This window comes from 'Nostoc azollae' 0708 (genome assembly GCF_000196515.1).
In the GTDB taxonomy this organism is placed as follows: Bacteria; Cyanobacteriota; Cyanobacteriia; order Cyanobacteriales; family Nostocaceae; genus Trichormus_B; species Trichormus_B azollae.
In genome coordinates this window covers 2,884,289-2,898,689 of record NC_014248.1, presented here as the reverse complement: position 1 = coordinate 2,898,689, position 14,401 = coordinate 2,884,289, and the positions used below count along the sequence as shown (strand labels likewise).

The 14,401-nt window shown below is 39.7% G+C and carries 15 protein-coding genes and 2 pseudogenes; 8 read left to right on the top strand and 9 right to left on the bottom strand.

Annotated elements, in window-relative coordinates; all coding sequences use genetic code 11:
- Window positions 1-169 precede the first annotated feature (169 nt).
- Window positions 170-1,069, top strand: a complete 900-nt coding sequence (miaA, locus tag AAZO_RS13430) for a tRNA (adenosine(37)-N6)-dimethylallyltransferase MiaA (protein WP_013191677.1) — start codon at window positions 170-172, stop codon at window positions 1,067-1,069.
- Between the two features lie 168 nt (window positions 1,070-1,237).
- Here the strand turns inward: miaA and AAZO_RS13425 are convergent.
- Window positions 1,238-1,635, bottom strand: a pseudogene (locus AAZO_RS13425) (helix-turn-helix domain-containing protein).
- 10 nt (window positions 1,636-1,645) lie between these two features.
- A complete protein-coding gene (locus tag AAZO_RS13420) occupies window positions 1,646-1,918 on the bottom strand; it encodes a type II toxin-antitoxin system HigB family toxin (protein ID WP_013191676.1) in 273 nt (90 codons plus the stop codon).
- A 506-nt stretch (window positions 1,919-2,424) separates the two neighbouring features.
- On the opposite strand from AAZO_RS13420, the gene AAZO_RS13415 reads away from it, so the two are divergent.
- Entirely contained in the window at window positions 2,425-3,048 is a 624-nt protein-coding gene (locus AAZO_RS13415; protein ID WP_013191675.1) for a TMEM165/GDT1 family protein, read from the top strand.
- Window positions 3,049-3,157: 109 nt separating this feature from the next.
- On the opposite strand, the gene AAZO_RS13410 is transcribed toward AAZO_RS13415, so the two are convergent.
- Entirely contained in the window at window positions 3,158-4,015 is an 858-nt protein-coding gene (locus AAZO_RS13410) for a tetratricopeptide repeat protein (RefSeq protein ID WP_013191674.1), read from the bottom strand.
- Window positions 4,016-4,397: 382 nt separating this feature from the next.
- Here AAZO_RS13410 and AAZO_RS13405 point away from each other — a divergent pair, with 382 nt between their 5' ends.
- The gene (locus AAZO_RS13405) at window positions 4,398-5,417 is read left to right on the top strand and encodes a hypothetical protein (protein WP_013191673.1); all 1,020 of its coding nucleotides are present in this window, start codon (window positions 4,398-4,400) and stop codon (window positions 5,415-5,417) included.
- 75 nt (window positions 5,418-5,492) lie between these two features.
- Here the strand turns inward: AAZO_RS13405 and AAZO_RS13400 are convergent, their stop codons facing one another.
- The 5 genes from AAZO_RS13400 to AAZO_RS13385 form a co-directional block, all read right to left on the bottom strand.
- A complete protein-coding gene (locus AAZO_RS13400; RefSeq protein WP_013191672.1) occupies window positions 5,493-6,662 on the bottom strand; it encodes a homocysteine biosynthesis protein in 1,170 nt (389 codons plus the stop codon).
- A gap of 23 nt (window positions 6,663-6,685) precedes the next feature.
- Window positions 6,686-6,943, bottom strand: a complete 258-nt coding sequence (locus AAZO_RS26720; RefSeq protein ID WP_013191671.1) for a DUF4351 domain-containing protein — start codon at window positions 6,941-6,943, stop codon at window positions 6,686-6,688.
- Between the two features lie 85 nt (window positions 6,944-7,028).
- The gene (locus AAZO_RS33820; protein WP_144031298.1) at window positions 7,029-7,253 is read right to left on the bottom strand and encodes a DUF7873 family protein; all 225 of its coding nucleotides are present in this window, start codon (window positions 7,251-7,253) and stop codon (window positions 7,029-7,031) included.
- 37 nt (window positions 7,254-7,290) lie between these two features.
- Window positions 7,291-7,590: a DUF7873 family protein gene (locus AAZO_RS26715; protein WP_049790713.1), complete on the bottom strand. Its 300-nt coding sequence runs from the start codon at window positions 7,588-7,590 to the stop codon at window positions 7,291-7,293.
- 86 nt (window positions 7,591-7,676) lie between these two features.
- Entirely contained in the window at window positions 7,677-8,795 is a 1,119-nt protein-coding gene (locus AAZO_RS13385) for an AI-2E family transporter (protein WP_013191670.1), read from the bottom strand.
- Window positions 8,796-9,316: 521 nt separating this feature from the next.
- Here AAZO_RS13385 and AAZO_RS13380 point away from each other — a divergent pair.
- The 3 genes from AAZO_RS13380 (at window position 9,317) to ftsH (ending at window position 12,032) form a co-directional block, all read left to right on the top strand.
- Entirely contained in the window at window positions 9,317-9,877 is a 561-nt protein-coding gene (locus AAZO_RS13380) for a DUF1614 domain-containing protein (RefSeq protein WP_266884946.1), read from the top strand.
- Window positions 9,864-10,031 carry a DUF1614 domain-containing protein gene (locus AAZO_RS41410; RefSeq protein ID WP_266884942.1) on the top strand — a complete coding sequence of 56 codons (168 nt, stop codon included), beginning with the start codon at window positions 9,864-9,866 and terminating at the stop codon, window positions 10,029-10,031. Before AAZO_RS13380 ends, AAZO_RS41410 begins: the two co-directional genes overlap by 14 nt.
- A 63-nt stretch (window positions 10,032-10,094) precedes the next feature.
- Complete coding sequence (ftsH, locus tag AAZO_RS13375) at window positions 10,095-12,032, top strand: ATP-dependent zinc metalloprotease FtsH (protein ID WP_013191669.1); 1,938 nt, start codon at window positions 10,095-10,097, stop codon at window positions 12,030-12,032.
- A 118-nt stretch (window positions 12,033-12,150) separates the two neighbouring features.
- Here ftsH and AAZO_RS26710 read toward each other — a convergent pair whose 3' ends face one another.
- Window positions 12,151-12,339, bottom strand: a complete 189-nt coding sequence (locus AAZO_RS26710) for a type II toxin-antitoxin system HicB family antitoxin (RefSeq protein ID WP_228371187.1) — start codon at window positions 12,337-12,339, stop codon at window positions 12,151-12,153.
- Between the two features lie 264 nt (window positions 12,340-12,603).
- Here AAZO_RS26710 and AAZO_RS13365 point away from each other — a divergent pair, with 264 nt between their 5' ends.
- Window positions 12,604-12,867 (top strand): CHAT domain-containing protein, encoded by a 264-nt coding sequence (locus AAZO_RS13365; RefSeq protein ID WP_013191668.1) that lies wholly within the window; start codon window positions 12,604-12,606, stop codon window positions 12,865-12,867.
- Window positions 12,868-12,971: 104 nt separating this feature from the next.
- Window positions 12,972-14,309: pseudogene (locus AAZO_RS43765) on the top strand (IS66 family transposase).
- The last annotated feature ends 92 nt before the right edge of the window (window positions 14,310-14,401 follow it).

The following is a 14,401-nucleotide window of genomic DNA, read 5'->3' as shown; positions in this document are numbered from 1 at the left end:
AAGTCAAATCACCCCAAAATTATAACACAAAAGCCTTGCTGCCGTCTGTAGCGCAATTTAATGGGAAGTTTATATAAGGATAGCAACCCTTTATCAAAAAAGAATTAAAAAGGTGAATTCTGCATTTTTAATTTTTAATTTTTAATTTTTAATTGGAACGAAGCGACTAATGACTAAATTAATTGTAATTTGTGGTGCGACAGGAACGGGGAAGTCTGGTTTAGCTTTGAGTTTAGCTAGGCGGTTGGGTCCGGTGATTCTGAGCGCCGATTCTCGTCAAGTATACCGCGAGTTTGACATTGGAACCGCTAAACCAACTGTGGACGAACAGAAATTAGTGCCACATTATCTAATAGATATCTGTGAACCAACTCAAACAATGACATTAGCAGATTATCAGGAACAAGCACAAACTTTAATTGCTAGTCTTGGTGTTTCCCCATTGTTGTTGGTTGGTGGAACTGGTTTATATATCCGTTCTATTGTCCAGGGGATGAAAATTCCCAGAGTGTCACCACAACCAGAATTGCGATCGCAACTTGAATCTCTTGGTCAAAATCAACTTTACCCGATGTTGCAACAAGTTGATCCAGTTGCAGCCCAAAAGATTCATGCTAACGACTTGGTGCGGACTTTAAGAGGCTTGGAAGTATATTATATTACTGGGATTCCGATTTCTGAACAGCAAGGGGAAAACCCACCCAAATATCCGATTTTGCAAATTTGTTTAGATTGTGAACCAGAACATTTAGATATCAGAATTCGTAGACGCACAGAACAAATGATTACAGATGGACTAGTTGCTGAAGTTGAATATTTATCTCAAAAGTATGGCGCGAATTTATCTTTATTGAATACTTTAGGATATCAAGAAATCAAGCAATATTTAGCTGGTGAAATTACTTTAGATGAAGCTACAGATTTAATTGCTTTGCATACCCGACAATTCGCAAAGCGTCAACGCACTTGGTTTAGACAATCTCCTAATCTTGAATATTTTAATGTGAATAATTCAGATTTATTAGAAAAGGTTCTCACTCGAATAAATGAGTTTATTACAACCTGGTAATAAACGCAATAAGCGTATTTAAAAAACCTCTCTAAGTCTCTCTTATACAAGGAGAAAGACTTTGAATTTATCCCTTATTGTTTCCTTTCTTCATAAGAGAGGGTTAGGGAGAGGTTATTAGAGACTATATTGATGTTTAATTTTTACAAACAACATAAACATTGAAGTTCAAATAAACAAACTAGGAGAAACTTTAAAATATTCTCCTAAAGCTTTTGCTTGTGCTTTACTAATGGAACGTTTATCATTTACAACTTCGGAAACAACACCACTAGAACTAATCACACCTACCAAATCAGCTTGACGAGTTCCACTAGATTCCATAATGTGTTGCAGAATTTCATGAGGTGTAGATTTATCCATTGGATAAATCTACACCTCATAATCTTCAATTACTCTGACAAGCAGTTTGTCCAGAGCTCGCTCCTCTGGAGTAAGATGTTTTTTAAAGTTAGATGTTCTGCAACTTTCAAAATACGTTCATACTCATCTTCTGTTTCAATTACTTGAAGGGGGATCTCTGCTAGTAATTGGCTATAAGTTTTATTATCAAAACTGATCGTCATTTCTCCATTTTTATTTATTGTATTCTGCGTAAGTTAACAAGTATTTGTAGTGAACTTCTTTGGTTTCGTAATTAATCCCTACAATTAAAGGGTAATCATTACCTTTGATATTAAAAACAGTAAAATTACCAACAGCTTCAGCATCACGGGAAATTTTACGCACATCCTCCAGATTTTGCCATTCGGCTTTTTTAACAGTTATATGCCAATCTTCAATCTCTTTTTTGAGATCGGGATATTTTGCTGCATCTTCGCGGAGGTTGCAAATTGAAATTAGGTGCATAGATTTTGGGTTTGGTTTTTAACTTTTTCTGATTTGTGTAAGTCATTAGTTTCTCCAGGTGTCGTCGTTATGTGTATTCTGCTCTCATTCTGAGAGTAAAAAGTCAATCAAACCTTACGAAAAATCTCTCTTAAACCCTCTTCTCTTCGTGTCCTTCGCTTCTTCATGGTTTATTTATTTCTCTGAGGAGTATGCCACAACTACCCCAAACTCTTATTCCTCCGTGTTCTCTATGCCTCTGGGGTTCGTTTTTCCAAACCCTTGACTGCCAACCGACACCAAGGTATCATTAATTATCGAATAGGAGGGCAGTAGCTGCTGGTGCAAAAGCCAGTCCATCTGAATCAACATACTGGGGATAAGCCTGGTTCACATGGCGAATAATAAGTATTTGAAAGCAAGACCTTCACTGAGTTCACACCAAACAAGTATCTGAGCTTTAGTGAGGTGATTAAACACTCATTATAAGCTCCACATAGGTAAAAATCCTTCAGAAGCTTGAGAGAATGTTAACAGCATTTACGGCAGGTTTAGTTTTAATTACCATTTCCGAGTTAGGTGATAAAACCTTTTTTCTCACTGTAGTTTTGTCGATGCAGCACCCCCGACGGGTAGTGTTTGCTGGTGTGACAGCAGCTTTAGGATTAATGACGATTTTATCAGTGATATTTGGGCAATTACTGTCTGCTGTAACAAAAGTCCCAAAAATCTATATTCATTATACAGAAATAGTTTTGTTTATTGCCTTTGGGTTGAAACTGCTCTACGATGCCAGTAAAATGTCTGTGGCTTCTGATACAGAAGTCATAGAAGAAGCAAAAGAAGCAGTAGAAAAGGTACAGTTAGACAGTCAGCAAAAAAGCCTCTGGTCAATATTACTGAAATCTTTTGTATTAACATTGATAGCAGAATGGGGTGATCGCACACAAATAGCCACCATTGCCTTAGCCGCTAGTTACAACCCCATTGGTATAACCGTGGGTGCAATATTAGGACACGCTATTTGTGCTGCGATCGCAGTAATCGGTGGTAGATTAATCGCAGGTAAAATTTCCGAACGACAAATTACCTTCATTGGCGGCCTTCTGTTTATTATCTTCGGTATCGTCGCAACCATAGAAGGAAGTTGAGGTGATAGGCGACAGGTGACAGGTGACAGAAGTAACAATTAAGAATTAAGAATTAAGTTTTTTATTGTTCCCCTACACCCCCACACCCTTAGACCCTTATACCCCTTCTTCATCGTGATGCAGTAGGAGAAGCAGACGGGGAAGGAGTTGGTATTACTGCTGCCTTATTAATTCCATCTTTATACTGAGCAGGTGCTAAAGCTCTGGCAGTCTCAAATAAAAGTTTTGCTTCTTCCACCTTACCCTGTTCCTTGAGCAACATAGCCTTTGCCAATACGGGACGAAAATCCTGGGGATCTTTCTTGATTGCTTGCTCATAAATTGAGATAGCTTGAGTATCGTTTTTCTGAAAAGCATAAACGCTACCCAAAAGCACCTGTACAGCAACCACATCAACACTTCCAGGCTGAATGGTATTTGCTTGAGTAGCAGCAGATAAAGTATCTTGCAGCAAGCCAATAGCAGCTTCTGGGCGTTGTTGACTGATTTGCAAATTGACCATACCCTGTAAAGCTTTGAGATCACCAGGTTTTGTTGCTAAGATTGAGCGATAAGTTTGGGCTGCACCTTCATTATCAGCAATTTGCTGCTTTGCTTGTGCCAGCAGTACACCATACTCAGACTGTTGTGGATTTAATTTAGCCAACTTTTCTAAAGGTTCTATTACTGCTTGAATATCAGCAGGTTTTACTTCACCTCTAGCTTTTTGACTAAGTAATTGTAGTCGTGCTTGCACAAGGCCTTTGAGAGCAGTTTGATTTTCTGGTTCCCGTTGTAAAACCAGTTCATAACCCCGAACTTCATCAGCAAGTTGTGATTTTTGGTTAGATGCAGGAGAATTAGTAGGGTTGACTGATTGGGGATTATTCAAAGCACCAATAATGGGTATCATAGAAACCCCAATAAAAGCGGCAATGGCTAAAACTAAGACGATTTGAATGATCCACCGATTACGGGGTTGAGACACAATCTTTTTCCTTATGGTGAATTTGGACGAAATTAATATTTACACAAATCGCAAAGTTAAGTTTTTCCAAAACTTTGCGGAATACGGTTATTTCACTGTGAATTTTATAACAAAAAACTATCTACACTGCTAAAGTAAGTGATGACTTTAGGAGGAGCATTCAGAATTGTAGCTATGCTATGCTTCCGAAACTAGTGTCAAGGCGCTAAATTACACATTTAGTCTCTAAATGCAAAATTTCGCGCCTTTCTGCTCGAACTGGGCGCTTTAGGATGGCTAGATTAAAAGGAAATATACTTTTATTATCAGCCGATCCAACGGTCTTTCCAGATGACTTTATTAAATCCCACAACGGGATGTGTCTCCGCCGCAAGGAGTTTTTATGAATTCCGACCTGATGCCGTCTCCTGAATCTTCAAATTCTACTGCCTCTAACCAGGCCCCAGCTAAGATTGACTTAGTCACTAAGTCTTCAAAACCTGATAACTCACTTGCTAACCTTGGCGATACTGATACCAATGGGAATGTAGTCAATCGGCAACAACCGATTCCACCTCCCAGTGAACCAATGCAGTATCGAGCCATTGGCTTAGTCCGAGGTCGCTATTGTGCCAGTAGTGATCAGTTTACCCAAGGAAGCTTGGTAACTGCTGATGGTGTAGAACTCAATGCTGTCCTTTTAGGTCGGATTATGAGTTTAGTCAAGAATCACCTGGACTTGGAAAAAGAACATCTGTGGGTAGTTTATCCCCGCACTAGACAAGAAAACGACTCTCTGCACATCCAAATTGTGGGAGTTTGGGAGCCGGAAAATCTGGCTAAAAATTCCCAAGAAGAGGATGGCACAGATTTGGCTTCACAAGTTTTAGAGAGGCCAGAAAATGGTTCTGCTAAAAAATCTGGTCGCCAAAAGCTGACGAAAGAGGAAATTTCCGAAACCCCAAAACCTTCATCAGAAATTCCTGATGGGGAATTTTCCGTACGCGGTGAGGTGGTTTACCAATCTTTTGAAACTAGGAGTTTGGTAGTTAAGATTAAGCAAGCCCCGCGTAAACCAACTGACAAACCCAAGTATTTTAAGTTGAAACTCCAAGGTGTGCTAGCTACTAAGGCTGTGGGCAAGTTTTGGGATTTCAAAGTCAAGCGAGATGCTGATGTATTAGCAATAGAAAATGCGGAAGCGATCGCTGATTTACCCAAAAAACGTAAACCGCCATTTGGTAGAAGCGCTCCCCGTCCTGGTGGTAGCCCCGGTAGAAGACCATTCACACCTAGACGCAATAATGGAGAAACTCCACGTCCGGTGAAGAAAATAGGTGCTGAAGCTTCTGCGGTGTCTAAACCTGTAACCAAACCGCCAGCACCTAAGCCAGTCAAGAAGCCTAAACCCACTGAAGAGTAGGTAATGGGGAGTGGGGACTGGGGACTGGGGAAGTAATTTTCCTGATGACCAATCACCAATCACCAATCACCAAAATTAAAAGTCCGTCCAAGGGTCTTGGGGTAGAAAAGCTCGATCCATGGGAATGGGTGAAACTGTCTCTGTGAGGGTAAATGTGCCTGCTTCTATCCATTGTTTTAACTCTAAGGCAACTTGCCGTGAGAGAAACATACTGGCTAGAGGCGCAACTCGCACCGCTTTACCCTCTATGGTGATTTTTCCTGATTTAAGTTGAGCGTAACTGACTAAACCAAAGGTGGGACGAACACGACGGGGAATGGAAAAGTCTACTATTGGTGCTACTAAGTCTTTATCTTGTACGGCGCAGCGTTCAACTACTGTTTCATTTAAAACGGGAAGTGGAACACCTACTCCTAACATTAAAGATGGTCCATAACTTTTGAAGTAACAACCCCGCACCCAACGAACATCCATTTGTTTGGCATCACCAATTAGGGCTAAAGTTGCCGATGGACCAATGGGTGTATGATTAGCTAATCGCCTTTGTAAGGGGAAGTGCTGGGTACCTTCCCAAGCGACATAACCAATTCCACCACCTAAGAATATTCGCGTCCCAATCCCCACAAGTTGCAAATCGGGATCATTGAGTAGTGGGGAAATTGCACCAGGGTTTGAGTATACGGCATTCCCTAAACGCGGTTGGAGAGGTCCAAGATAAGTATAAAGTGGGCGATCACCTCCATTTACGCCAATAATAAAATTTTGATAAAGATTGCGCGGATTAAATAAATAAAACTGATTGATAGTGTCACGGGTGACTGTAGTTTCAAAAGTAGCCCTTGGGTAACAATCGGTAACTTGCCCTAATGCTCGTACTTGCACGGGTTTACCTGCAATTAAATCTTGGATGACATGGCCACCACCACGTTCTCGCAGTTCTTCCCCGTCCATCGCTTCTACAGCACAACTGGCACCCAAGTATAAATCTACTGCACCAAAACCAGAATATGCTGGAACTCCGTCTATCCAGCAACGGCGAATTTTGATGGGAGGGTCTGTGTGTCCGAGATTAAGAATTCCACCGCTTGACTCCATTGGTTCAAAGGTACCGGTGGTAATGACATCAACTTCTTTAGCAGCTTTGGTGACACCAATTTCTGCTACTCGTGTTTTTAATTCTTCAACCGTCCACACTACGGCGCGTTTCTGGTTGATTTTTTTGTTAATTTCCGCAATAGTTCGCATTTTTCAAGTAGCGGATTGACCTTTTAATTATCGGGTGATATTGGAACCAAGTAATTGTTTAAATCATCCAGACGCGAAAAATCTAACAGCGCGTCTCCTAAATCCTCTAGTTGATTTGTAGATAAACTGTTGATTTTCTGTTCTACTTCCAAGTTAAGAACACCAAACCGACCAGTCAGAAGTCGGATAATTAAAGTCGCTTCTCCTTGTTGTCTTCCGCGTTGTTCTCCCTTTTTCTCTCCTTTTTGCAGGATATCTTGATATATCACAGATTCTTGCATGATTTCCTCCCGGAATAGTTGTTGAATCAAATCTTTCTCAAGGTGAGATATCTTTGAAAGAATAAATGAAATATTATTCTCTCATTCATTGGCAATGACATAATTTTTTCATTTCAATACGGCATTTTTTCATTTCAATACGGCTTGTCCTAACTTTTTGAGAATTTGTAATAGTTTTGGTGGTAAATTTTGGTTCGGTTGCAAAGCATTCTTGCTGCTGATCATAAAGCGAAAATTCGCTATAATCCAAAACTGCTAATCTGGAAATAAAGGTTTTGATGTAAACTAATTGCTTTTCTAGAAACAGCAAATAGGAAACAGGAACTTCTCTTAAAATCGTCGTTCCATCAACTACTATATATAACTATATCTGCTTTGGCTTGAGTGTTAGCCCAATCTTGGGTAGCACATAAGTTAAACAATTCTGCACAAGCTTGCTCATATTGACTCAGCAAGTCTTCTGCTTTCATTTGTAATGTTTGCCTTTCTGGAGAATAAACATAGCCATCTTCAGCTACTGGTGTAAATGTGCGCGAAATCCCCTGAAATATGGGAGTTTTTTGAATTAGTTGATAAATAGCTGTTTTCACTTTTGTGGCGTTAGCCTTAAGGGTTTGTAAAACGGCTATGACTTGATTTAGTTTCAATCTTATATCCTCCTCATCAATAATGATGTAGTATGACAAAGACTATTATGCTACAAATATAGTGAGTTGTCAACTTTACATCCTATTTAGCTATCTTCATCCTTTTGTGTAACTTCTAATTCCTGAATGTCGTTGATATCAGGAGATTCTACCAGCATGAGAAATTCCGTATCTTGTTGATGATTACATACCCATTGATCTAATACATCTTTAACTAATACTTCTTCTACCCAAATTTTAGCGACAACAGTTAGAGGTAATGCTAAAAATAATCCTAAAAAGCCAAAAAAGGTAACGAAAAATAATTGAGAAACTAAGGTGACTGCTGGTAGTAAAGATACCTGATGTGCCATGACTACAGGTGTGATGAAATTACTTTCAGTTTGTTGAATAAAAAAATAGAGAATCAAGACCAAAATAGGTTTCCAGGGAGAATCTAATAGAGCTATAGCCATGGCTGGAACTACACTCATTGTCGGTCCTAAGTTGGGAATTAAATTCATAAATCCCGCCAAAACTCCCAGTGCTAAAGCTGCCTTAACACCCAAAATTGACAAGCCTACCATGCTCATCAAACCCACCACACAGACAGCAATAAAAGCCCCTGTTACCCATCTTTCTAAGGAAATTTCACACTGACTTAGAATCCCCTCTACCCTGCGTCGATAAAATGACGGAAACAGCCGCACAAATACTTTCCGATACGCATTAGGATTGGCTAAAAACATCCCCGTCAAAACTAGCACTAATAAAATATTTAAAACTATTACTAAAGAGCCAGAAACAAAGGCGAAAGAGTTTCCTAATACCCGATTAAATAAAGGTTGTGCTTCTGCGATTAAGCCGTTAAGATCCGGTATAAATGGTACTAATTGCTCAGGAATTTGAGTTCTTTGTTCATCAACCCAAGTATTAATGCGTTCAAAACCTTGGGGAACTCGTAAGGTTAATTCTTGAAATTGCTGGGTAAATGGTGGAACAATTAACCAGAAAAAGCCGATCACACCAGCAAAAAAGATACTTACTGACAAAAAAACAGCTAATCCACGTTTCATCCCCAGGCTTTGGAAACTGCGTGCTAAACGATTTAAGGTAGTTGCTAAGACAACAGCAGCAAATATCAGTAGTAGCACCTCTCGCAGTTGCCACAATATATATAACGATAGAACTAAGGCGATTAAACCGATCCATTGGCCAAGTTTCACTGACTGACTCCCAAAGCTTGGTGAGACGAAATTTTCTAGTTATGCAGATAGGTTAGCTGATTTTCAGGTCTTCCAGTAGAGATATTTCGTTAATTTTGTTTCTGTGCTCGAATTCTAGAAAGTAACACAGTTATCATAATTATAGTAGGTAACATAATTAGAATTAGGGCGTTTGTTGACGTTAGTGGAATCAAAAACATTGGACCTACATACTTTATCAAAACCGAGATTAGAGTTGAAAGCAGAAGTAGTTTAATCAATAAAAATAGTTGATTTTTCATCAAAGTACGGCTTTACACATTTTTTCGGTGGGGTATACGCGAATTTAGACTTTACTGTCTAGTATCTACAATGGATATCACATACAAAACTTTACTTGACCAGATCTGCACCTGTAAAAATACACAAAATTAATTTCTTGAAAATGGGGGAACAACCGCATTTTCTAGTTACTTGGGAATTTTTCCAGGGCTGGACTTGTGTAAGTTCCAAAGTCATTGTCTTTCTATTTTCTCATCCCCATGATCTATCTACCAGTTTCATTACTGTTATTTCTGGCTTTGTTACTGTTGCTGCCATTTATTCGGTTTGCTATCGCAGTAGATGTGGTGGAAATTGCAGTAGCAAAGTTAGGTTTTTCTCCTAGCATTGCCTTTTTATTGTTGTTGCTAGTAATTATTACCAACACTATCAATATTCCTCTCTACCGTCTAGAAACTCCCGTCCAATTAGCGGATGAATTTGCTGCAATGTGGGTAAGGGAATTTTGGGGTATTCCATTAAGTAACGTGCAGAGTTTCACCGTAATAGCTCTAAATGTTGGTCGGGGATTAATACCTGTGGCTTTGGCATTATACCAATTTTCCCATGGAAATGGGTTGGCAATTGTGCTAGTTACTGCCATTGTCACTATTGTCAGCTACTTTGCAGCGCGAGTAGTACCAGGAATTGGTATTCAGATGAATCCGTTACTTGCACCTTTGACTGCGACTGTATCGGCAATGCTAATAGCTTCACCTCATGCTGCACCTGTGGCTTTTGCTGGTGGTGTTCTCGGTACTCTCATTGGTGCTGATTTCTGATTTATTACATCTCAAAGGTATTCAAGGGATGAGTGGGGAGGTATTAAGTATAGGGGGTGCTGGTGTGTTTGATGGTATTGCTTTGTGTGTGTGGGCTATTTGCTTTGTTATTAAGTTGAAAAGAGGTGATAGGGAAAAGCGAATAGGGGAATGAGGAAAATAACCCAATCACCAATTACCCATTACCAATTAGCAAATTTTATTGAGGTAAATGATCATGCCTGTAGAAACTAATAATAATAACCAGATGAAAACTCCGAAGATTCGGCAGTTTGGTGGTAGTTTTTTAATTTTACTGAGTTTGTTGTTGTTGTTGAACTTGATAGTTCCGAGTTTTTTTGGACAACGTTTGCAACAAGTTCCTTATAGTGATTTTATTGCTCAGGTAGAAGCGGGTAAAGTAGATAAAGCGGTTGTGGGGAGTGATCGCATTGAATATGCTATCAAAACCCAAACACCAGAAGGTAAGACCGTTGAACAGGTATTTAGAACCACACCTGTAGCGATTGACTTAGATTTACCCAAAATTCTCCGCGACAATAATGTCGAATTTGCCGCACCACCACGAAACGAAAATGCTTGGATTGGTACTGTATTGAGTTGGGTTGCACCTCCGTTAATTTTTTTTGGAATTTGGGCGTTTTTAATGAATCATCAAGGTGGTGGACCTGCTGCGTTAACAGTAGGTAAAAGCAAAGCACGGATCTATTCTGAAGGTAGCACTGGGGTAAAATTCCTGGATGTAGCTGGTGTGGATGAAGCTAAAGCTGAATTAGAAGAAATCGTTGACTTTCTCAAAAATGCGACTAAATACACCAATTTAGGGGCGAAAATTCCCAAAGGTGTATTGTTAGTTGGACCTCCAGGAACTGGTAAAACTTTATTAGCAAAAGCGATCGCAGGTGAAGCTGGTGTTCCCTTCTTCAGTATTTCGGGTTCTGAATTTATCGAATTATTCGTTGGTGTCGGTGCTGCACGAGTCCGGGACTTATTTGAACAAGCTAAACAACAAGCACCCTGTATCGTATTCATTGATGAATTAGACGCACTGGGTAAATCTCGCGGTGGTGCAGGTGGTTTCGTCGGTGGTAACGATGAACGAGAACAAACCCTGAACCAATTACTAACAGAAATGGATGGTTTTGATGCCAACACCGGTGTAATTATCATCGCTGCTACCAACCGTCCCGAAGTTCTCGATCCCGCTTTACGTCGTCCCGGACGTTTTGACCGTCAAATTGTCGTGGATAGACCTGATAAAATCGGTCGAGAAGCAATTCTTAAAGTCCACGCTAGAAATGTCAAACTTGCGGAAGATGTTGACTTAGGAATTATTGCTACTCGCACACCTGGTTTTGCTGGTGCAGATTTAGCTAACTTAGTAAATGAAGCAGCTTTGTTAGCAGCAAGAAATAATCGTCAAGCGGTACTCATGGCAGATTTTAATGAAGCCATTGAACGTTTAATAGCAGGTTTAGAAAAACGTTCTCGTGTATTAAATGAAATCGAGAAGAAAACCGTTGCTTATCACGAAGTAGGACACGCTATCATCGGTGCATTAATGCCTGGTGCGGGTAAAGTTGAAAAAATTTCTGTTGTTCCCCGTGGTATTGGTGCATTGGGTTATACCATTCAAATGCCAGAAGAAGACCGCTTTTTGATGGTGGAAGATGAAATTCGCGGACGCATTGCCACTTTATTAGGTGGACGTTCTTCAGAAGAAATCGTGTTTGGTAAAGTCTCCACTGGTGCTTCTGACGATATTCAAAAAGCCACTGATTTAGCAGAACGGGCAATTACAATTTATGGTATGAGCGATAAACTCGGTCCTGTTGCTTTTGAAAAAATCCAACAGCAATTTATTGAAGGTTATGGAAATCCCCGACGTTCAATTAGTCCCCAAATGACGCAAGAAATTGACCGGGAAGTGAAGGAAATAGTTGATAATGCTCACCACGTTGCATTAAGTATCCTGCAAAATAACCGCGATTTACTAGAAGAGATTGCCCAGGAACTATTGCAAAAAGAAATTCTCGAAGGTAGTTATTTACGAGAAAGGTTAACTCAAGCCAAAGCACCAGATGAAATGGATGAATGGTTGCGAACTGGTAAGTTAGATGCTGATAAACCTTTGCTGCAAACTCTTTTGGTTTAGAGTTTGTTACAGTCAATAAATGAAAGTGTAGAGACATTTCATGAAACGTCTCTACACTTTGGTATATAAACCTATAAATTTACTGACTGTGGTAAAAGTTCTACAGCATCAAGAAGTTTTAAGATACAAGTTTATAACTTACATAGCGATTCCAGCTAACTTGTTCTTCTGCTGCTTCTATCGCTAGTCTACGATGAAGTTCTGGAGTAATACGAACTTGAAACTTACCACTGTAGGTTTTTTCAGCAATAGGTTCTGGAATTTCCTCGCCATTGGCTTCCATATCCAATACTATATCTTTTACCAAACTCGTAATACCTTCTAGTGCAACATCACGGTTTTCATGGACATAAGATGGGCTAGGAAATTCAGCCTAATAATAATAATTTTTTAATAGATAGAATAGACCTCTTGCAAAATTGTTTGTGTGGTATGATAGAGGGTTTTAGATTTTATGTATTTTTGGTGTTCTTTAGGCTCACTAATTCAAACATAACCCTGTAGATCTAACTTTTGGGTAAAACAAAGATAACCCCCATTATAACATATAATTAATTCTGCAAGAGGTCTAATGTCTATATCAATAGTACCAAGCATATATGATTTATCAAGAGAAATATATCCGTGGTTAGAAAATAATAAATTATGGGCTGCTTTTGAGAATCCGCTGATAATTGGTAATCCTAATTCAGCGTATAGTCAAAAATGGTTATTCCCACCTATGCCAGAAGCAGAGAATGAACTTAAAAAAGTAGCCGATATTATGAGTTCTCAAGCCTTAATTGGTAAAGATGCTACGAAACAGGCTGTTATATCAAAGGCAGAAAATTGGTAAGGATTCAGGTGGTGGGGTATTGACAAGTGTGATAGGTGAGGCAGAATATAGCAGTTATGGAAAAGAAGCTGGGACCAAAACTAGACAGAGATTTATTGAAGTAGTTGGCAACAGAGCAACTGGTAGAAATCATTATTGACCAGGGGAAAAGTATAGAGAACCTAACAAATAAAGTAGTAGAACTGGAAAAAGAAATAGAGAAACTCAAAGTCAGTAGAGATTTAGAGACCATAACATGATCCAAACCACCGTCGGGATACATCCTCAAAGAAACCGAGAACAAACAAGAAGAGAAACCAGAAGAGAACCAGACACGAAAACGGAAATCAGGAGGACAACCAGGGCATAGGGGAAAAAGGAGAAAGGGGTTTGGTGGAGTAGATAGAATAGATTTGAGATGGTGGGACGGCAAGTGTGTGGATGGTGAGGTCAGGGGCAATTGTTTGGCGAACCAATAAAAATCCAAACACAACAAGTAGGTGAGTTGGTGGACAGGCCAATGGAAGTGGATTTGGAGTGTGTGTAGGGAAATACAAAAGGCACACTGGTCACCAGAGATAGTACCGGGACAAGATATAGGAATCACAGGACAAGCTTTTTTGGGATGGATCAATAACTAGGGCCATTGACCCTATGAAAAATAACACTTGTTGTTGTGGGAACTGGGTCAAATAGCAATTGGAGTGGGAACATTAGTAGGTACCAATGAAGGAATAGATAGTGCAGTGGCTCAAAGTATTCATAGGCTCAAACAGTGGATAAAACAAACCCAGCCTCATATCCTTGGGGATGAAACACCATAAGTAGTCAAAGGGGTGAAACAATGGTTATGGATTTTTGCTAATAGTGACTTCCCTTTATTTCATGGGTCCTGATACTCCTTGTCCTGGCGAATTAGAATCCATTGTGGGTTCAAGTTACTCTGGTGTACTCAGTTCTGATGACTTTACTGCCTATAACGGTTATGCGGTCACAGCTCAACAGAAATGCCAGGCACATCTACCCTACCCCGTCACTTCAAGACACTAATCAAGATTCCTGGCTTCAATCACCAAAAAATTGGCACAAAATTCATGGACCTCATAGATGAAGGTTTTAAAAACTACCCTTTATTCCAACAAACCCAAAACCTTCATGAATTCTTGACTTGCCCATCCTAGTTTCAACCAAAAGTTGAATCTTCCATTCATTCATTGATCAAGCCCCAGGGGAACCTGGTAAACTTTTACCTTCCTTAGGCAATAGACCTTGATCATAATTTAGCTGAACCAAGGTTAGGTTTAGCACTGATACAAGGAAAAGTCTCTGGTGGTTCTCTTTCTCTGGAGCTATTCCAACATCCTGCCAATTTATTGACGGTTATACAAACTTGTCGCCGTCAAGCACTTTCTCTAATTGAGTTTTCTGCTTTCCATACACCTTCTTTAATCCCTCTACCTTAGACCTGAATCCTTAGGTAAATTCTACTCTACTTTACTTTGCAACACATGGTATGTCTGATTCTAGAAATCCATCATCAGGAGGGTTTTTAGCC